At 68.3% G+C, this 17,212-nt stretch carries 14 protein-coding genes and 2 riboswitches; of the genes, 12 read left to right on the top strand and 2 right to left on the bottom strand.

The window, feature by feature from the left end:
- The first annotated feature begins 24 nt into the window (after positions 1–24).
- The 4 genes from apbC to dcd all read left to right on the top strand — a co-directional run bounded on the left by apbC (position 25) and on the right by dcd (position 7,447).
- Positions 25–1,113 (top strand): iron-sulfur cluster carrier protein ApbC, encoded by a 1,089-nt coding sequence (apbC, locus tag CEK29_RS20180; RefSeq protein WP_094804131.1) that lies wholly within the window; start codon positions 25–27, stop codon positions 1,111–1,113.
- Positions 1,114–1,116: 3 nt separating this feature from the next.
- Positions 1,117–3,024 (top strand): autotransporter assembly complex protein TamA, encoded by a 1,908-nt coding sequence (locus CEK29_RS20175; RefSeq protein ID WP_094859139.1) that lies wholly within the window; start codon positions 1,117–1,119, stop codon positions 3,022–3,024.
- A 56-nt stretch (positions 3,025–3,080) separates the two neighbouring features.
- On the top strand, positions 3,081–6,800 hold the full coding sequence (locus tag CEK29_RS20170) for a translocation/assembly module TamB domain-containing protein (RefSeq protein ID WP_094859195.1): 3,720 nt from the start codon (positions 3,081–3,083) through the stop codon (positions 6,798–6,800).
- An 83-nt stretch (positions 6,801–6,883) separates the two neighbouring features.
- The gene (gene dcd, locus CEK29_RS20165; RefSeq protein ID WP_094804127.1) at positions 6,884–7,447 is read left to right on the top strand and encodes a dCTP deaminase; all 564 of its coding nucleotides are present in this window, start codon (positions 6,884–6,886) and stop codon (positions 7,445–7,447) included.
- A 148-nt stretch (positions 7,448–7,595) separates the two neighbouring features.
- Here the strand turns inward: dcd and CEK29_RS20160 are convergent, their stop codons facing one another.
- Together CEK29_RS20160 and CEK29_RS20155 are read right to left on the bottom strand one after the other, a co-directional pair.
- Positions 7,596–8,015, bottom strand: coding sequence for a VOC family protein (locus CEK29_RS20160; RefSeq protein ID WP_094859138.1), 420 nt, complete (start codon positions 8,013–8,015; stop codon positions 7,596–7,598).
- Between the two features lie 10 nt (positions 8,016–8,025).
- Entirely contained in the window at positions 8,026–8,544 is a 519-nt protein-coding gene (locus tag CEK29_RS20155; RefSeq protein WP_094859137.1) for a GNAT family N-acetyltransferase, read from the bottom strand.
- Between the two features lie 95 nt (positions 8,545–8,639).
- Here CEK29_RS20155 and CEK29_RS20150 point away from each other — a divergent pair, with 95 nt between their 5' ends.
- The 8 genes from CEK29_RS20150 (at position 8,640) to gcvH (ending at position 17,196) form a co-directional block, all read left to right on the top strand.
- Positions 8,640–9,092, top strand: coding sequence for a hypothetical protein (locus tag CEK29_RS20150; RefSeq protein WP_094804121.1), 453 nt, complete (start codon positions 8,640–8,642; stop codon positions 9,090–9,092).
- A 208-nt stretch (positions 9,093–9,300) separates the two neighbouring features.
- Positions 9,301–11,568, top strand: a complete 2,268-nt coding sequence (locus CEK29_RS20145) for an arginine/lysine/ornithine decarboxylase (protein WP_094804119.1) — start codon at positions 9,301–9,303, stop codon at positions 11,566–11,568.
- A gap of 68 nt (positions 11,569–11,636) precedes the next feature.
- Positions 11,637–12,827 carry an NAD(P)/FAD-dependent oxidoreductase gene (locus CEK29_RS20140; protein ID WP_094804117.1) on the top strand — a complete coding sequence of 397 codons (1,191 nt, stop codon included), beginning with the start codon at positions 11,637–11,639 and terminating at the stop codon, positions 12,825–12,827.
- 224 nt (positions 12,828–13,051) lie between these two features.
- Positions 13,052–13,540: a DUF2753 family protein gene (locus CEK29_RS20135; RefSeq protein ID WP_170948578.1), complete on the top strand. Its 489-nt coding sequence runs from the start codon at positions 13,052–13,054 to the stop codon at positions 13,538–13,540.
- A 43-nt stretch (positions 13,541–13,583) separates the two neighbouring features.
- Positions 13,584–14,198 carry a superoxide dismutase gene (locus CEK29_RS20130; protein WP_094804113.1) on the top strand — a complete coding sequence of 205 codons (615 nt, stop codon included), beginning with the start codon at positions 13,584–13,586 and terminating at the stop codon, positions 14,196–14,198.
- Positions 14,199–14,219: 21 nt separating this feature from the next.
- Positions 14,220–15,113, top strand: coding sequence for a ZIP family metal transporter (locus CEK29_RS20125; protein WP_094804285.1), 894 nt, complete (start codon positions 14,220–14,222; stop codon positions 15,111–15,113).
- Positions 15,114–15,288: 175 nt separating this feature from the next.
- A riboswitch (glycine riboswitch) is annotated at positions 15,289–15,380 on the top strand.
- A 29-nt stretch (positions 15,381–15,409) separates the two neighbouring features.
- Positions 15,410–15,552, top strand: a riboswitch (glycine riboswitch).
- Positions 15,553–15,630: 78 nt separating this feature from the next.
- On the top strand, positions 15,631–16,731 hold the full coding sequence (gene gcvT / locus CEK29_RS20120) for a glycine cleavage system aminomethyltransferase GcvT (protein WP_094859136.1): 1,101 nt from the start codon (positions 15,631–15,633) through the stop codon (positions 16,729–16,731).
- 87 nt (positions 16,732–16,818) lie between these two features.
- Complete coding sequence (gene gcvH / locus CEK29_RS20115) at positions 16,819–17,196, top strand: glycine cleavage system protein GcvH (RefSeq protein ID WP_094804109.1); 378 nt, start codon at positions 16,819–16,821, stop codon at positions 17,194–17,196.
- Positions 17,197–17,212: the final 16 nt, after the last annotated feature.

Raw genomic sequence — 17,212 nt, 5'->3', positions numbered from 1 at the left:
TGCTGCCTATGGAATCATAGTGTCATGAGTATAACGATAGAGCAAATCCGCGCCGCGCTGCGCGGGCTGACCGATGTCGCGAGCGGCGTGGATATCGGTGCAAATGTAAAAGATCGTGACATTCAACTGCAGGGTGAGGTTGCGCGCGTGCGTCTGCCGCTGGGCTATCCCTCGCGCGCCGCCGCGGCCGACCTGGCCGCCCGTGCGCAGGCCGCCCTGGCGGCCGCCGGTGTGCGCGCCGAGGTCAGCGTCGATGGCCGCGCCGCGGTGCATGCCGTGCAACGCGGGCTCAAGCCGCTGCCGAATGTACGCAACATCATTACCGTCGCCTCGGGCAAGGGCGGTGTGGGCAAGAGCACGACCGCCGTGAATCTCGCGCTGGCGCTGGCCGCCGAGGGCGCGCAGGTCGGTCTGCTCGATGCCGATATTTACGGCCCCAGCGTGCCGACGCTGCTCGGCCTGCATGGCCGCCCCGAGAGTCACGACAACAAAACCATGGAGCCCCTCGAGGCGCACGGCCTGCAGGCCAACTCCATCGGTTTTCTGATCGACGCGGATTCGCCTGCAATCTGGCGCGGGCCGATGGTCACGCAGGCGCTCGAACAGCTGCTGCGCCAGACCAACTGGCGCGACCTCGACTATCTGATCGTCGACATGCCCCCCGGCACGGGCGACGTGGCGCTCACCCTGGCCCAGAAGGTGCCGGTGGTCGGCGCGGTGATCGTCTCCACCCCGCAGGAGCTCGCGCTGCTCGATGCGCGCAAGGGCCTGCGCATGTTCCAGAAGGTCGAGGTGCCCGTGCTCGGCATCATCGAAAACATGGCGATGCACGTGTGCTCGCAGTGCGGTCACGCCGACCACATCTTCGGCGAGGGTGGTGGCCATCGGATGGCCGACCAATACGAGGTGCCCCTGCTGGGCAGCCTGCCGCTGCAGACATCCATCCGCGCGAGCGCCGACGCCGGCGTGCCGACCGTCGTGTCCGAGCCGGATGGCGAAGCCGCGCGGCGCTACCGCGAGATCGCCATCAAACTGGCCGCGGGCGTGGCTGCGCTGCCGCGCGACATGGCGGGGCGCATGCCTTCCGTCGTGGTTCAGCAGCGGCCCGGTTGAGGCATGCGGAGACTGATCGGCGGGGTCCTGCTCGCAAGCGTGTTGGTGGTTGAAACGGCCTACGCCAAATTGCCGGAGATCGTGATCGATCCGGGGGGCGTGCCGCCCGCCGCGCTGCAGGCCATCACGCAGGCCGTCGGCGCGATCGCGCGTCTGGCCGAAGACCAGGATGGCGGCGAAATCAACCGGCTGCGCCGGCGCGCGCGCGATGCCACGCTGGCCGCGCTCGCCACGCAGGGATACTTCACGCCCGAGGTCACGCTCACGCCCGGCACCGATGTGGCCGGCGAAACCTGGGACATCGTCATCAAGGCGGGTCCGCAGGCGCGCGTCGGCGATATCGACCTCGTCTTCACCGGGCGCATCGCCCGGCCCGAATACGCGGCGCGCATTCAGCAGCTGCGCAAAGAGTGGTCGCTCAAGAAGGGGCAGCCCTTCATCAATGCCGACTGGAATCGCGCCAAGTCCGCGCTGCTCGACAACGTCTCGGCGCGCGAATTCCTGCTCGCCCGCATGACCTCGTCGGGCGCGGAGGTCGATGCCGAGAGCGGTCAGGTCACGCTCAACGTCACCATCGACAGCGGCCCGCGGGTGCGTCTCGGAACCCTCGAGACCGGCGGTCTGAACCGTGTGCCCGAGTCGCTGATCCGCCGTTATGTGCGGTACTCGGAAGGCGCTACCTACAACCAGGACCAGCTCGATCAGTGGCAGCAGGAGCTGCAATCGACGGCCTTCTTCCGCGGCGCGTTCGTGACGCTGCGCCAGCCGGACGGCGAACGCGCCGAGGCACCGGCGCGCGCGGACGCACCGGATCGCGAGGCGCGCGCGCCGGGCTCGAGCGGCCTGGCCGCGGCGCAACCCGCCGGGGATCCCAAGGTGTCCGGCGGACCGGCCACGCGCCGTGCGCCGGTGTACGACCCGGATGGCGAGGTCACGCTGCCGGTCGACGTGCGGGTGGTCGAGGCGCCGCCCAAGCGCGCGTCGGTGTCGCTGGGCGTCGACGACGAGGCGGGTGTGCGCCTCGAGACCATCTACCGCCAGAACGTGGTGTTCGGCCAGCCGCTCTCGATGGAGACCGGCCTGGGTGTCGATCGCCTGCGTCAGCGCGCCTATGTCGACTTCACCCTGCCGCCCGATGCGCGCGGACGCCGCGACTCGATCGGTCTGCTCTACGACCACTCCGATATCCAGGGGCTGGACGTGCGGCGTTACGCGCTCGGTCTCACGCGCAGCCAGGAGCGCAAGGGCGCGGGCGACAGCCGCGTCGAATACGAAACGCGCTGGGGTCTGCTGCTGGCGCACGACCATATCAAGATCGACGGCGGAGATACCTACGATCTGCCGACCGCCACGGTCACGGCCGAATGGCTGCGACGCGATGTGGACAACAAATACGATCCGCGCGAAGGCAACCTGATCGCCGTGGGCGGTGGTGTCGGCGTCGTCCTCGATAGCGGCGAGCCCTATACCCGCCTGCGTCTGCGCGGCCAGAAGTGGTGGCCCGTGGGCGAGCGCGACGTGCTGACGGTGCGCGGTGAAGTGGGCCGGGTCTGGTCCGACAGCCGCACCCGCGTGCCCGACGACTTCGGCTTCCGTACCGGTGGGGCACGCTCCATCCGCGGCTACAAGTTCCAGAGCATCGGCGTGGAGCGCAACGACGCGATCGTCGGCGCACCCACGCTCGCCGTCGCCAGCATCGAATACGACCATTATTTCAACGAGCGCTGGGGCATGGGCGTGTTCGTCGACGCGGGCGACGCCGCCAACTCGTTCGGCGACATGGACATCGCCCTCGGCTATGGCGTGGGCGCGCGGGTGCGCACGCCGGCCGGTCCGTTGTTCCTGGACGTGGCCTACGGTCAGCGCGAGCGCGATCTGCGCCTGCACTTCTCGCTGGGGATCGCGTTTTGAGGTTTTTGCGCGCACTCTTCCGGCAAATTCTGGTGTGGTGGCTGCCCGGTATCGCCATGCTCGCCGTGCTGGTGGCCGTCTTCGCCTTCTGGCTGCTCGGTTCGCAGACCGGCAGCCGGCTGCTCGTGGGCTCGGCCATTCAACAACTCGGCGGTCAGGTCGAGCGCATCGAAGGCAGCGTGCTGCTCGGGCTGCGCCTGGGCCGGGTCGACGTCGAGGTGGCGGGCACCGCCATCGAGGCAGACAACCTGTGGCTCGATGTGGACTGGAGCGATCTGTCTCGCCGCCGCCTGCATGTGCGCGAGTTGTCGGCCGACCGTCTGAAGGTCGGGCTGCCCGCCGACACGACCGAGCCCGAGCCGCAGGCCGACGACGGCGAGCCTTTCACGCAGCTCGATCTGCCGGTGGCGCTCGTGCTCGATCGCGTGGCGCTGGGCCAGTTCGAGCTGGTGCGGCGCGGCCCCGACGGCGAGACCGCGCTGTTGCCGCTGGCCCTCGGTGATTTCGCCGCGGCGCTGCAGGCCGGAACGACCGAGGTGCCGGGCGCGCGTCTGCGCATCGACGGGCTGCGCGCCACGCAGGGCGACACCCAGCTGCATCTGCAGGGCGAGGCGAATGTCGGCAAGCTCGCGGCGCCGTGGCCCATGGTGGCGCGACTCGCCCTCAAGGGCTCGGCCCTGGACCGCGAGTCGCCCGTATGCTTGGGTACCAAGCTCCCTGGCGCGGCGTCCTCGCGCGCCGCGCGCACCGAGGCTGGCCGGATCGCCGGCGCACAGGCCGCACTGATGGCGGGGGGCGCCGACGTGCAGCGCGCCGCGCTCGCGCCGTTGCAGGGCGATGCGGCGCTGCTGGCCCAGTCGCTGGACCGGCTCGGCGCTGGCGTGGCCGCCGGTCTCTGCCCGCTGACGCTGAACGTCGCGGCGCGCGGTTCGCTCGATGCGCTCGACGTCACGCTCGATGGCGCGGGCAGCGGGCTCTCGCTCGATGCCAAGGCGGCGCTGCTGCCGCTGGCCGCTTTTCCGGTGCGAACCGCCGACCTGAACATCAAACGCGAGGACGGCAGCAGCCTGTCCGCGCAACTCGGCCTCACGCCCGTGGCGCAGACGCCCGGACGCGATCAGCTGCAGGCGACCCTGCGGGCGCACAAGCTCGATCTCGGCAGCCTGCTCGGCGATCTGATTCCGCCCGCGCTGCTGAGCGCCGACGCCACCGTGCAGGCCGAAATCCAGGACCTGCGGGTGCTGCGTCAGGCGACGGTGGCGCTGAATATCGCCGAGGAAAGCCGCTGGAACCGTCAACCGCTGTCCGGCCGGGTATCGGCCGAATGGGTCACGACGACGCGCGCGGAAGGCGAGGCGTCCGGCGTTCCGGCGGCCGCCGGAACGCCAGCCGCCGGCGCCGCCTCACCCGCCGCATCCGCCGCTGCCGCATCCGCCGCCATGCCCGGCCTGCCGGCGGGCGCGAGCATCCCCAAGTTCGAAGTGGATCTGCGCCTCGGCCCCAACCGCGTGCGTGGCGATGGTGCGCTGACGGACGCGGCCGGCCGCCTCAAGCTCGACGTGCTGGCACCGCGGCTCGACGCCTTCTGGCCCGATCTCCCGGGCGGCGCCGAAGCCCGCTTCGCCATCGACGGCACGATGGCTTCCCACAAGGGCACGCTCGACGCCAAATACACGCCGCCCAATACGCGCGCCAAGGTGCTCGGCAGCGCGCCCGCCGACGCCCGCCTGCAGTTCCAGGGCGGATGGGGCGAAGAAAACGGCAAACCAGGCACGGCGGGCTGGCGCGGCACGCTGGCGCGCATCCAGGCGGCGAGCGCCGGGTTTAGCGCCGAGATCGCGGGCCCGGTCGCGCTGGCTTACGTGCCGGGCGCGGTGGCTCCGGCGCCGCAATGGCGGGTGGGTGCGGCGACGCTCGGTGTGCGCTTTCCCGACGGCCAATCGATCGCGATTCGACATGGCGCGTCGCAGGGCGGGCCCGGGCAGTGGCAGACCGCGGGCGGCGCCGACAATCTCGTGCTGCGCCCGAGCATGCTGCGGCAGGTCCTCATGGCGCTCGACCCCGAGGCGGTCGCGCGTGCCGAGCGCGACGCCGGCCGCGTGAATCCCACGGTCCCGGCGAATCAGCGCCGCATCGCCATCGATGCCGCGTGGGACCTGAAGTACGCGGGCAGCCTGGGCGGCAAGGTGCGGCTCGCGCGCCGCGACGGGGATCTGATGGTGCCGGGCGATCCGCCCATTCCGTTGGGCCTGCGCGCGCTGGTGCTCGAAGCCACCGCCACGCCGGGCGCGGGCGGGTTGAGCCGGCTGGTGGCCAACGTCAACCTCCAGACCGAAAAAATGGGCGGTCTCACGGCAACGGCCAACGCCAGCCTGCGCGGCCTGGCGCTCGACCCGCGCCAGCCCATCCGGGCCAATATCGACGCCGACATCGCGGACCTGGCGTGGCTGGGTCTGTTCGTGGGCGACGCGCTCGAGCTCGGGGGCACGCTCAAGGCCAATGTGCAGGCGCAGGGAACGCTCGACGGTAAATGGAGCGCCACAGGCACCATTCAGGGCGACAAGCTGCGCGTGGTGCGGATCGACGACGGGGTGCGTCTGCTCGACGGCACGCTGCGTGCCCGCCTGCAGGACGACCGCGTGATCCTCGATTCGCTGCGCTTTCCCGCGGTGCTGCGCGTCATGCCGGCCGAATGGCGCACCAAGGAATGGGTCAGCACGAACAAGGATGCGAAGGGTGGCTTCGTCGAAGCGCGCGGCCAATGGGAGCTCAGCGCCGCGCGCGGGAATGTGCGCGTGCAACTGCATCGCTTCCCCGCGCTGCAGCGTTCGGATCGCTACGCCATGGTGTCCGGCAACATCGACATCAACGCGGCCCTGCCCCGCATCGACATCACGGGCGACCTCACCGCCGACGCGGGCTGGGTCAGCCTCGAGATTCTGCAGGGCGTGCCCTCGCTGGACGACGACGTGCGCGTGGTGCGCGCGGGCGACAAGAAAGCGGCCGGTGGCACCCCGATCCAGATGGGCATGAATCTGAAGTTCGACATGGGTCCGCGCTTCTACATCACCGGCATGGGTCTGGACGCGGGCCTGCTCGGCAGCATCCAGATTCAACTGCAGGACGGGCGACTCACCGGCATGGGCGCGCTGCGCACGCGGGGCGGCGGCATCGAGGCCTATGGCCAGAAGCTGCGACTGCGCCGCGGCACCCTGACCTTCCAGGGGCGCATCGACAACCCGCTGCTCGATATCGAAGCCTTGCGTACCGGCGAACAGGTCGAGGCCGGCGTGCGTGTCTCGGGCACGGCGCAGCGCCCGCGCATCGATCTCGTGTCCTATCCGGACGTGAGCGACGTCGAGAAGCTGTCGTGGCTGGTGCTGGGCCGCGGCCCCGACGCGGGCGGCGGCGATACGGCGCTGCTGCTCTCCATCGGCACGGCACTGCTGGGCGGCGGCGAGCCCTTGTACAAACAGTTCGGCCTCGACGACGTCAGCATCCGGACCGGCGCCATCGGCAGTTCGGGCAGCATCCTGCCCGATCGCACCGTGGCGAGCCAGGTCAACCGCGATTCCGATAGCGAGCTGGCGACGCAATTCCTGGTGGCCAGCAAGAACCTCTCGAACGGCATCACGCTGAGCATCGAGCAGGCCCTGGCCGGCAGCGAAACCGTGGGCCGGGCCAGCTACCGGCTGGCGCGCGGGCTGTCGCTCGACGTGAAGGGCGGTTCGGTCAACGGGATTGCCCTGGTGTATCGCTGGCTGATCGAAGACTGAGGCAACCCGGGGCAAATCCGGCCCCGGGCGCCGTCCGGCCCGGCTCGCGATAAAATACGCGGCATTGTTCTAAAGGCACCCCCATGAGTATCAAAAGCGACCGCTGGATCCGCCGCGCCGCCGAAACCGGCATGATCGAACCCTACGAAGCCGGCCAGGTTCGTTCCGTCAATGGCGAGCGCATCGTGAGCTATGGCACCAGCAGCTACGGTTACGACGTGCGCTGTGCCGACGAATTCAAGATTTTCACGAACATCAACTCGACCATCGTCGACCCCAAGAATTTCGACGAAAAGTCGTTCGTCGATTTCAAGGGCGATGTCTGCATCATTCCGCCCAATTCGTTCGCCCTGGCGCGCACGGTCGAGTACTTCCGCATTCCGCGCAGCGTCCTCACCATCTGCCTGGGCAAGAGCACCTACGCGCGCTGCGGCATCATCGTCAACGTGACCCCGCTCGAGCCCGAATGGGAAGGCCACGTGACGCTGGAGTTTTCCAACACCACGCCGCTGCCGGCCAAGATCTACGCGGGCGAAGGCTGCGCGCAGTTCCTGTTCCTCGAGAGCGACGAGGTCTGCGAAACCTCGTACCGCGACCGCGGCGGCAAGTATCAGGGCCAGCGCGGCGTCACGCTGCCGCGCACCTGAGTCCCCCGCCGGCCCGTCATCACGGGCCGCACGGCACAACGGCCCGTCTCGCGAGAGGCGGGCCGTTGGCGTTCGTGGGCGGCGCCGGTGGCATTTATGGGGCGGCGCCGTTGGCGCGGCGCCGTCGGCGTTCGTGGGCGGCGCCCCGTTACCCGGCGGCGGCGACCGGGTCGGCCACCGCCGCATAACCCGCCGCGCTGAAGCGCAGCAGGCACAGCCCGTTGCCGAACGGATCCGCCAGATGGGCGATACGGCCCCACACCTGCGTCTCGGGCCCGTGTTCGAGGACGGCGCCCGCCGCCACCGTGCGGGCCACGGCGGCATCGACATCGGGCACCACGAAATCGGCGTGTACCGGCGTCCAGTGACGGCCGTAATGGCGCGCCTCGGCGCCCGGCGCCGGCCGCGACCCGTCGGGTTTTTCGAGCAGATAGATCGGCGCGCCCGCGCCGGCGAGTTCGGCCACGCGGCCGCCCAGCGTGCGCGTGAGCGTGAGGCCCAGCCCCTCGGTATAGAACCGGATCGCCGGCTCCAGCACCGGCACGTCGATGTTCAGCAGTATCTGCATTCGTGCACTCCTAATAGGGTGCCAGCGGCTTGCACATCAGGACTTCGGCGTAGCGCCTGCCGTCGATCATCAGGGCGTCGGGTTCGCGGCCGTAGGTCATGAAGCCGAGGCTGGCATACAGCTGCTGGGCCTGCGCGTTGCCGTCGGTGACGGTGAGCAGCAACTGACGCACGCCGTCCATCGTGCGCGCGTGCGCGACGACCGCTTCCATCAGCGCCCGCGCCAGGCCCTGGCCCCGTTGCTCGGGCGCAACGTAAACGGCGTAAATATTGGCCTTGTGGCGTTGTTTCAGTTTCTGTTCGCGTACCAGCGTGGCGATGCCTGCCAATTGGGGACCTATGTACGCGCCATAGCTGGCTTTATCCGCCGTGCCGATCAGCCTTTCGCGCCATCCGGCCGGCGTGACGAGCCGCTCCTCTTCGTAACTGGACGCGAACGCGGTCGGCGAGTCCCGCAGCGCCTGCAGGCGCAACTCGGCATATTCTGCAGCATCTGCGCCGGACAATTGGCGTACGCTCGTTGGATTCACTCGGGCTCCCATGGGTGAGGGCGGGTTCGCGTGGTCCCCCGGCCCCAATATAATGAATTTGTCGTGACGCGCGGATGCCAGCGCAGGAGCCAGCGATGTTCGGTTTTTTCAAGAAGACCTCGACCCCGCAGGTGGACCAGGAAGTGCAAGACGAGTTCGTCGAGCGCGTGACGGCCGCCGCCGAAGACTTCCGTGGCGCCGCCCCGACCCCTGGCAGTCTCGATTTCTCGCCCGCCAGCGTGGCCGTCCTGGATCAGATCCTGGCCCGCGTGCGCGCCGGCGAGATCGAGCTCAGTCCCATGCAGCGCGTGGGCGCCGCGGCCTATCTGTACGAGACCCTGAGGCGCGCCCACGGCGGCCTGTACGAGGTCTGCGACAACGACGACCCCGTGGTGCTGGTGGCAGGCGAAGGCGAGGCCGAGGTCTGTCTGTGCGCGATCTCGCGGGTCGATCAGTATCTGGGCGGCAAGGCGGCCGAGCCCGTGGGCGCCGCATTTGGCCGCTTCGAGGCCGCGCTCGCCGCCGGTCGGGCCGAGACGATCCGTTGACCGGTCGCGGCCCACCCTCAGCCCCCTCGCGAGCGCCCCGGCGCTTCCCCATGTCGCCACCGCCGCGCCTGTCATGCGGCGGTGCGCCAATCCGTCCTACAATCCCTGCGCCAGTCGCGGTCCGTCACGCGGGCCACAGTGTCACCAGACCGCCCGCGACTCGCTGTACACTCGCGTCCGTTTTGCCTTGCCCCCCAGGAGCGCCCGCATGAAATTCCGCTTCCCCATTTTCATCATCGACGAAGACTACCGCTCCGAGAATGCCTCGGGTCTGGGGATTCGTGCGTTGGCCCAAGCCATTGAGTCCGAGGGCGTCGAGGTGATCGGCGTGACCAGCTATGGCGACCTCAGTTCGTTCGCGCAGCAGCAGAGCCGGGCGAGCGCATTCATTCTGTCGATCGACGACGAAGAGTTCGACGTCGATTCGCCCGAAGACGTGGCCCTGGCCATCAAGAACCTGCGGTCGTTCATCGGCGAGCTGCGTTTCCGCAACGCCGATATTCCGATCTATCTGTATGGCGAGACGCGCACGTCGGAGCACATTCCGAACGACATCCTGCGCGAGCTGCACGGCTTCATTCATATGTTCGAAGACACGCCCGAGTTCGTGGCGCGTCACATCATCCGCGAAGCGCGCAGCTACGTCGACAGCCTGCCGCCGCCGTTCTTCCGCGAGCTGGTCAAGTACGCCCAGGATGGTTCGTATTCGTGGCACTGTCCCGGACACTCGGGCGGCGTGGCCTTCCTGAAGAGCCCCGTGGGCCAGATGTTCCACCAGTTCTTCGGTGAAAACATGCTGCGCGCCGACGTCTGCAACGCCGTGGACGAGCTGGGTCAGCTGCTGGACCACACCGGCCCGGTGGCCGAGTCGGAACTGAACGCCGCGCGCATCTTTCACGCCGACCATTGCTACTTCGTCACCAACGGCACCTCGACCTCGAACAAGGTCGTATGGCATGCCAACGTCGCCGCGGGCGATGTGGTGGTGGTCGACCGCAATTGCCACAAGTCGATCCTGCACGCGATCACCATGACCGGCGCGATCCCGGTGTTCCTGCGCCCCACGCGCAATCACCTCGGCATCATCGGTCCGATTCCGCTCGAAGAGTTCGATCCCGAGAACATCCGCAAGAAGATCGAGGCCAATCCGTTCGCGCGCGAAGCCGCCAACAAGACGCCCCGCATCCTGACGCTGACCCAAAGCACCTACGACGGCGTGATCTACAACGTCGAAATGATCAAGGAGCGCCTGGGCAGCTACATCGACACGCTGCACTTCGACGAAGCGTGGCTGCCGCACGCCGCGTTCCACGAGTACTACCAGGACATGCACGCGATCGGCCCCAACCGTCCGCGCAGCAAGGACGCGATGGTGTTCGCGACCCACTCCACGCACAAGCTGCTGGCCGGCATCTCGCAGGCGTCGCAGATCATCGTGCAGGAGTCGGAGGACCGCAAGCTCGACCGCAACGTGTTCAACGAAGCCTATCTGATGCACACGTCGACCTCGCCGCAATACGCGATCATCGCGTCGTGCGACGTCGCCGCGGCCATGATGGAGCCTCCGGGCGGCACCGCGCTGGTCGAAGAAAGCATCCGCGAGGCGCTCGATTTCCGCCGTGCCATGCGCAAGGTGGAATCCGAGTACGGCAAGAACGACTGGTGGTTCAAGGTCTGGGGCCCGAACCGCCTGGTGCCCGAGGGCATCGGCAACCGCGACGAGTGGGTGCTGGAGTCCAACGACCACTGGCACGGTTTCGGCGATCTCGCGCCGGAATTCAACATGCTCGACCCGATCAAGGCCACCATCATCACTCCGGGCCTGGACATGTCGGGCAGCTTCGGCGAGACCGGCATTCCGGCCGCGCTGGTGTCCAAGTACCTGACCGAGCACGGCGTGGTGGTCGAAAAGACCGGCCTGTATTCGTTCTTCATCCTGTTCACCATCGGCATCACCAAGGGCCGCTGGAACACGCTGCTGACCGCCTTGCAGCAATTCAAGGACGACTACGACCGCAACCAGCCGCTGTGGCGCATCCTGCCGGACTTCTGCCGCGGTCATCGCCGTTACGAGCGCATGGGCCTGCGCGATCTCTGCCAGGAGATCCACGAAGCCTACCGCGCCCGCGACGTGGCCCGCCTGACCACCGAGATGTACCTGAGCGACATGGTGCCGGCGCTCAAGCCGTCCGACGCCTTCGCGCGCATGGCGCACCGCGAGGTCGAGCGCGTGTCGATCGACGAACTCGAAGGCCGCGTGACGGGTGTGCTGCTGACGCCGTATCCCCCGGGCATCCCGCTCTTGATTCCGGGCGAGCGCTTCAACCGCACCATCGTCCAGTACCTGCAGTTCGCGCGCGAGTTCAACGAGCGCTTCCCCGGTTTCGAGACCTATATTCACGGCCTGGCCGATGAAACCGGTCCGGACGGCGCCAAGCGCTACTACGTCGATTGCCTGAAAGAATCCGACGCGTAAGCGCGCCAGCACCACTGTGATGACCAGGATGGGCCGCAAGGCCCATCCGCTTTTTGGAATACCGCTCGATGTTCGATGTCGCCGTGATAGGCGCGGGTGCCGCAGGCATGATGTGCGCGGCCGTGGCAGGTCAGCGTGGCCTGTCGGTCGTGCTGCTCGATCACGCCACGCGCCTGGCCGAGAAGATCCGGATTTCGGGCGGCGGCCGCTGCAACTTCACCAATACTGGCACCACGCCCGCCAATTTTCTGTCGGCAAACCCGCACTTCTGCCGCTCGGCGCTGGCGGGCTACACGCCGCAGGACTTCCTGGGCCTGTTGCGCGAACACCGGGTGAGCTGGCACGAGAAGCACCGCGGGCAGCTGTTCTGCGACGACTCCAGCGAGTCCATCATCGATATGCTGCGTGCCGAATGCGAGCGCGGCCGCGTCAACTGGCGCATGCCGTGCGCCATCGAATCGGTGGCGCGCGACGAGGCGGGCTATACGCTCTCGACCAGCACCGGCACGATTCGCGCGCGCAAGGTCGTCGTGGCGACCGGCGGCATGGCGATCCCGCAGCTCGGCGCGACCGACTTCGGGCTCAAGCTCGCGCGCCAGTTCGGCCTCAAGGTGGTCGAACCACGTCCCGCGCTGGTGCCGCTCACGTTCGAGCCGCAGGCCTGGCGCCCGTTCGCCGATCTGGCCGGCGTGGCGCTCGAGGTCCGGCTCGCCACCGGCGCCGGCAAGGCGCGCGGCGAGTTTCTCGAAGACCTGCTGTTCACGCACCGCGGCCTGTCCGGCCCCGGCATCCTGCAGATCTCCAGCTATTGGCAGCCCGGCGAGCCGATCGAGATCGACCTCGCGCCGGGGCAGGATCTGGCCGACGCGCTGATCGGCGCCAAGTCGGGCGCGCGGCAGCAGATGCACACCGTGCTCGCCAGCCTCTGGCCGAAACGGCTGGCCGACACTTGGCTGGCGCAGGAGCAGGGCGAGCTGGCCCAGGCGCGTCTGGCCGACGTGCCCGATCGCACCCTGCGCGCGCTGTCCGAGCGGATCCACCGCTGGCGCCTCGTCCCGACCGGCACGGTCGGCTACAAAAAAGCCGAAGTCATGCGCGGCGGCGTCGACACCCGCGGCCTGGACCAGAAGTCCATGCAGGCCCGCGAGGTGGCGGGGCTGTACTTCATCGGCGAGACCGTCGACGTCACCGGCTGGCTCGGCGGCTACAACTTCCAGTGGGCATGGGCCAGCGGCGTGGCCTGCGGCCGCGCGCTCTGACCCCCGGGAGCGGTGTGATGCCGCTCCGCCTCCCTCTTTCTTTCTCGATCGCCGCCGGCGACCCTGGCGCGGCGCTTGCTGATGGCTGGCAGGCGGCCGCGGCATGCGGTCGGGTGCGCGTAACAGCCTACCGACCCGCCGGCTTGCTGTACGAATGAATAGTAATTACTATCATTCGTATTAGTGCCGCTCGTGTCGAGCGGCCGTCGATGACCGGAGGCGACATGATCGAGACCGCATCGCAGTTCCACCCCGCCGCGGCGGGCGAGGGCGCCTTGATGGCGCGTGCCATCGAACGCTGGCAGCGCGTCACATTGCGAGGCAATCGTGCCTACGAGCGCAGCGACCGCGCGGGCGCGCTGTCGCATTACCGTGCCGCCCTGAGCCTCGCCGATGGTCTTTACGGTCTGGGCAGCGCCGATCCCGATCAGGCCCTGGCCGCGCTGGTCATCTCGCATCACAACCTGGCCGATCTGTTCGAGGCCGACGGTACCCCCGATTCCGCGGCAGCGCATCTCTGTCTGGCCTACGAGGCCCTCGTCCACGCCATCGAGGATGAGGCGCTATCGCAGGCCTGGCGCGATGCGGCATGGCGTCATGCCCGCATCGCCCTGGAACAGTTGCAGCGCTTCCTGCAGCGTCACCCCGGCCATCCGCGCGCCACGCGCAGTGCCGCCTGGTCGCCCCTGGCCGTTCCCGCGCAGCCGCATTGAGCGGTTGCCTTTCGTTGTTCGCGCAACTTTCTCCGGAGACACCATGCCTTACACCCTGCCCCCTCTGGCCTATGCCTACGATGCTCTCGAACCGAACATCGACGCGCAGACCATGGAAATCCACTACACCAAGCATCACCAGACCTACATCAACAATCTGAACGCCGCGCTCGAAGGCGCCGGCCTGCCCACCGACACGCCGGTCGAGCAGCTCATCGGCCGCATGGACGCGCTGCCCGAGTCCATCCACGGTGCGGTGCGCAACAACGGGGGTGGCCATGCCAACCACTCGCTGTTCTGGACCGTGATGTCGCCCAAGGGCGGCGGCGCGCCCAGCGGCCGCGTGGCGCAGGCGATCGACAGCGACCTGGGCGGTTTCGAGGCTTTCAAGGAAGCCTTCACCAAGGCGGCGCTGTCGCGCTTCGGCAGCGGCTGGGCCTGGCTGTCGGTGACGCCGGCGGGCAAGCTGATCGTCGAGAGCAGCGCCAACCAGGACAGCCCGCTGATGCACGGCAACACGCCGGTGCTGGGCCTGGACGTGTGGGAGCACGCCTACTACCTCAAGTACCAGAACCGTCGTCCCGAGTACATCGCGGCCTTCTACAACGTCGTCGACTGGAACGAAGTGTCGCGTCGCTACGAGGCCGCCCTGGCCTGAGGTCGATCCGCCATGCCCGCCATGCATATCTTCAGCCGCCATCGCGTCCGCCCGGCCCTCACCAGCATCAGCATCTGGACCTTCCTGGTGCTGGCGTCGTGCCTCGCCCTGTATCAGCTCTGGGTGTATCTGGACGTGCATGCGCCGCATGTGGCGAATGCATTGGCGGGCGGCATGGTCGCGGCAGGCGCGACCGCGCTCGGCACCGTGCCGGTGATGTTCTCGCACAGCCTTTCCGAGCGCACGCAGGATTGTCTGTTCGGCTTCGGTGCCGGGGTCATGCTGGCCGCGGTGGCGTTTTCGCTGGTGTTGCCGGGCCTGAATGCGGCGGGCGAGCTGGGCCATGGCAAGTGGGGCGCCGGACTGGTCGTGGGCGGCGCCATCCTGCTGGGGGCGGCCGCGTTGCTGTTCCTCGACCGCGTCCTGCCCCACGAGCATTTCATCAAGGGGCGTGAAGGCAAGGAGGCGGCCAAGCTGCGCCGCACCTGGTTGTTCGTCTTCGCGATCGCCCTGCACAACCTGCCCGAAGGCCTGGCCATCGGCGTCGGCTATGTGGGTGGCGACGTGGTGCAGGGCAGTGCGCTCGCCACCGGCATCGCGATCCAGGACGTGCCCGAAGGCATGGTCGTGGCGCTGGCCTTGCTGGCCGCGGGCTACTCGCGCAGTTTCTCGGTGGCGCTCGGCATGTTGTCGGGCCTCGTCGAGCCGCTGGGCGCCGTGCTCGGGGCGGTGGTCGTGGGTTGGTCGACGGCGCTGCTGCCGTGGGGCCTGGGCTTCGCGGGCGGCGCCATGCTGTTCGTCATCAGCCACGAGATCATCCCCGAATCGCATCGCAAGGGACACGAGGTCCACGCCACCACGGGGCTGATGCTCGGCTTCGTCCTTATGATGCTGCTCGATACCGCGCTGGGCTGACGCCACGGCGTCGTGGCGAGGGATACGGGGACGGTACTGCCGTCCCCTTTCTTTTCGACCCGCCCTGGCTCGGGCCCCGTTTGGAAGGGCCCCGGAGCCGCCCGCGCCGCGGCCGCACCGGGTCTGTCCGAGTTTCGCCCGGACCCGCTTTCGCGGTATGCTTCGCGTCGCTGTCACGCATGTCGCGGGAGAGAGCGAGGTTGATCCTCGCCGCCGAAGGCGCAATTCGCCCGGAATCGCTCAGGTAACCCATACCGCGACTGCAACGACCGAGAGGCGCCCCTGGCGTACGGTCGTAACGGCACTCTGGAGAGACCTGGCATCGCCCACCCCATACACGCGGGGGCGGTACGACCAGGCGCCGAAGGTGCAAACCCGTGCAAGGCCTCGTTCGAGCGCCGCCGGGGCAACTCTCAGGCAAAAGGACAGAGGGGCGGAAAATCCAGCCGGTCGTCCGGGCGATTTCCGCTATCGGGTCCGGCTACGTCCGTCTTCTGACACCGCCGGAGCTCCTCGCATGTCCGCAACGCTCAAACGTACCCCCCTGGCCGACACCCACGTCGCCGCTGGCGCCCGCATGGTCGACTTCGGTGGCTGGGACATGCCGCTCGCCTACGGCTCGCAGCTCGAAGAGCACCACGCCGTGCGCCAGGATGCCGGCATGTTCGACGTGTCCCACATGCTCAATGTCGACGTCACCGGCGCCGGCGCCACCGATTTCCTGCGCCGCCTGGTGGCCAACGACGTCGCCCGGCTCACCACGCCCGGCCGCGCCCTCTACAGCTGCATGCTGAACCCGCAGGGCGGCATCATCGATGATCTGATCATCTATTTCTTCGCGGCCGATCGCTTCCGCGTGGTCGTCAATGCCGGCACCGCCGACAAAGACATCGCCTGGATGCAGCGCGTGGCGCGCGCCGAAGGTTTCGACGTGCAGATCGCGCCGCGCCGCGACCTCGCCATGATCGCCGTGCAGGGCCCCAACGCCCGCGCCAAGGTCTGGGCCGCACGCCCCGACTGGCAGGCCGCCACCGAGGGCCTGGCCCCGTTCAACGGCGCCTTCGTCGGCGACGACACGCTCGTGGCGCGCACCGGCTACACCGGTGAAGACGGCTTCGAGATCGTCCTGCCCGCGGCCGACGTGGTCGCGCTGTGGCAAGACCTCACCGCGCAGGGCGTGCGTCCCGCGGGCCTGGGCGCGCGCGACACGCTGCGCCTCGAAGCCGGCATGAACCTCTACGGCCAGGATATGGACGAGCTCATCCACCCCAATCAGGCCGGCCTCACCTGGACCGTCTGGAGCAAGGACGCCGAGCGCCGCTTCATCGGCCGGGATGCCATCGAACAATTCGCCACGCCGGCCGCCTTCCTGGGCCTGAAGCTCAACGAGCGCGGCGTGATGCGCGCGCACATGACCGTGCGCGGCGCCCAGGGCGAAGGCGAGATCACCAGCGGCACCATGTCGCCCACGCTGGGCGTGTCGATCGCGTTCGCGCGTCTGCCGGCCGGTGCCAAACCCGGCGACACCGTCGAGGTGGATATCCGTGGCAAGTGGGTGCCCGCCCAGGTCGTGAAACTGCCTTTCGTGCGTAACGGCAAAGCCGTCGAACACTCGTAAACTCGAAGCTTGCGCGCCGGCCCCGTCGGAAGGGCCCGCGCGCAGGCGCGCAGAACTTTTCTTCCCGTATTTCCTAAAGGATCTCTCATGAGCCTGCCTACCGATCGCAAGTACACCGCCTCGCACGAATGGGTCAAAGCCGAAGGCGACCTTTTCGTCGTCGGCATTACCGACAACGCCCAGGACCAGCTGGGTGATCTGGTTTTCGTGGGCGACGTGAATGTCGGCGCCCAGCTCAAGGCGGGCGAAACCGCCGGCGTGGTCGAGTCGGTCAAGGCCGCCTCCGACATCTACGCACCCGTCGATGGCGAGATCGTCGCCTTCAACGAAGAGCTCGAGAACACGCCCAACCTAATCAACGATTCGGCCTACACGGCCTGGATCTTCAAGATCAAGCCGGCCAACGCCGCCGACGCCGACAAGCTGCTCGACGCCGCCGGTTACGAAGCCGTCGCCAACGGCTGATATCCGCCGCGCGGGC

The organism is Bordetella genomosp. 5, from assembly GCF_002261475.1.
Taxonomy (GTDB): Bacteria; Pseudomonadota; Gammaproteobacteria; order Burkholderiales; family Burkholderiaceae_B; genus Bordetella.
Note: the sequence above shows the minus strand (reverse complement) of the source record. Positions and strands in the feature narration are given on the sequence as shown.

Excerpts from the sequence above, each read along its gene's own strand:
- apbC (WP_094804131.1), top strand. The coding sequence starts at position 25 with ATGAGTATAACGATAGAGCAAATCCGCGCCGCGCTGCGCGGGCTGACC.
- CEK29_RS20175 (WP_094859139.1), top strand. The coding sequence starts at position 1,117 with ATGCGGAGACTGATCGGCGGGGTCCTGCTCGCAAGCGTGTTGGTGGTT.
- CEK29_RS20170 (WP_094859195.1), top strand. The coding sequence starts at position 3,081 with ATGCTCGCCGTGCTGGTGGCCGTCTTCGCCTTCTGGCTGCTCGGTTCG.
- dcd (WP_094804127.1), top strand. The coding sequence starts at position 6,884 with ATGAGTATCAAAAGCGACCGCTGGATCCGCCGCGCCGCCGAAACCGGC.
- CEK29_RS20160 (WP_094859138.1), bottom strand. The coding sequence starts at position 8,015 with ATGCAGATACTGCTGAACATCGACGTGCCGGTGCTGGAGCCGGCGATC.
- CEK29_RS20150 (WP_094804121.1), top strand. The coding sequence starts at position 8,640 with ATGTTCGGTTTTTTCAAGAAGACCTCGACCCCGCAGGTGGACCAGGAA.
- CEK29_RS20145 (WP_094804119.1), top strand. The coding sequence starts at position 9,301 with ATGAAATTCCGCTTCCCCATTTTCATCATCGACGAAGACTACCGCTCC.
- CEK29_RS20140 (WP_094804117.1), top strand. The coding sequence starts at position 11,637 with ATGTTCGATGTCGCCGTGATAGGCGCGGGTGCCGCAGGCATGATGTGC.
- CEK29_RS20135 (WP_170948578.1), top strand. The coding sequence starts at position 13,052 with ATGATCGAGACCGCATCGCAGTTCCACCCCGCCGCGGCGGGCGAGGGC.
- CEK29_RS20130 (WP_094804113.1), top strand. The coding sequence starts at position 13,584 with ATGCCTTACACCCTGCCCCCTCTGGCCTATGCCTACGATGCTCTCGAA.
- CEK29_RS20125 (WP_094804285.1), top strand. The coding sequence starts at position 14,220 with ATGCATATCTTCAGCCGCCATCGCGTCCGCCCGGCCCTCACCAGCATC.
- gcvT (WP_094859136.1), top strand. The coding sequence starts at position 15,631 with ATGTCCGCAACGCTCAAACGTACCCCCCTGGCCGACACCCACGTCGCC.
- gcvH (WP_094804109.1), top strand. The coding sequence starts at position 16,819 with ATGAGCCTGCCTACCGATCGCAAGTACACCGCCTCGCACGAATGGGTC.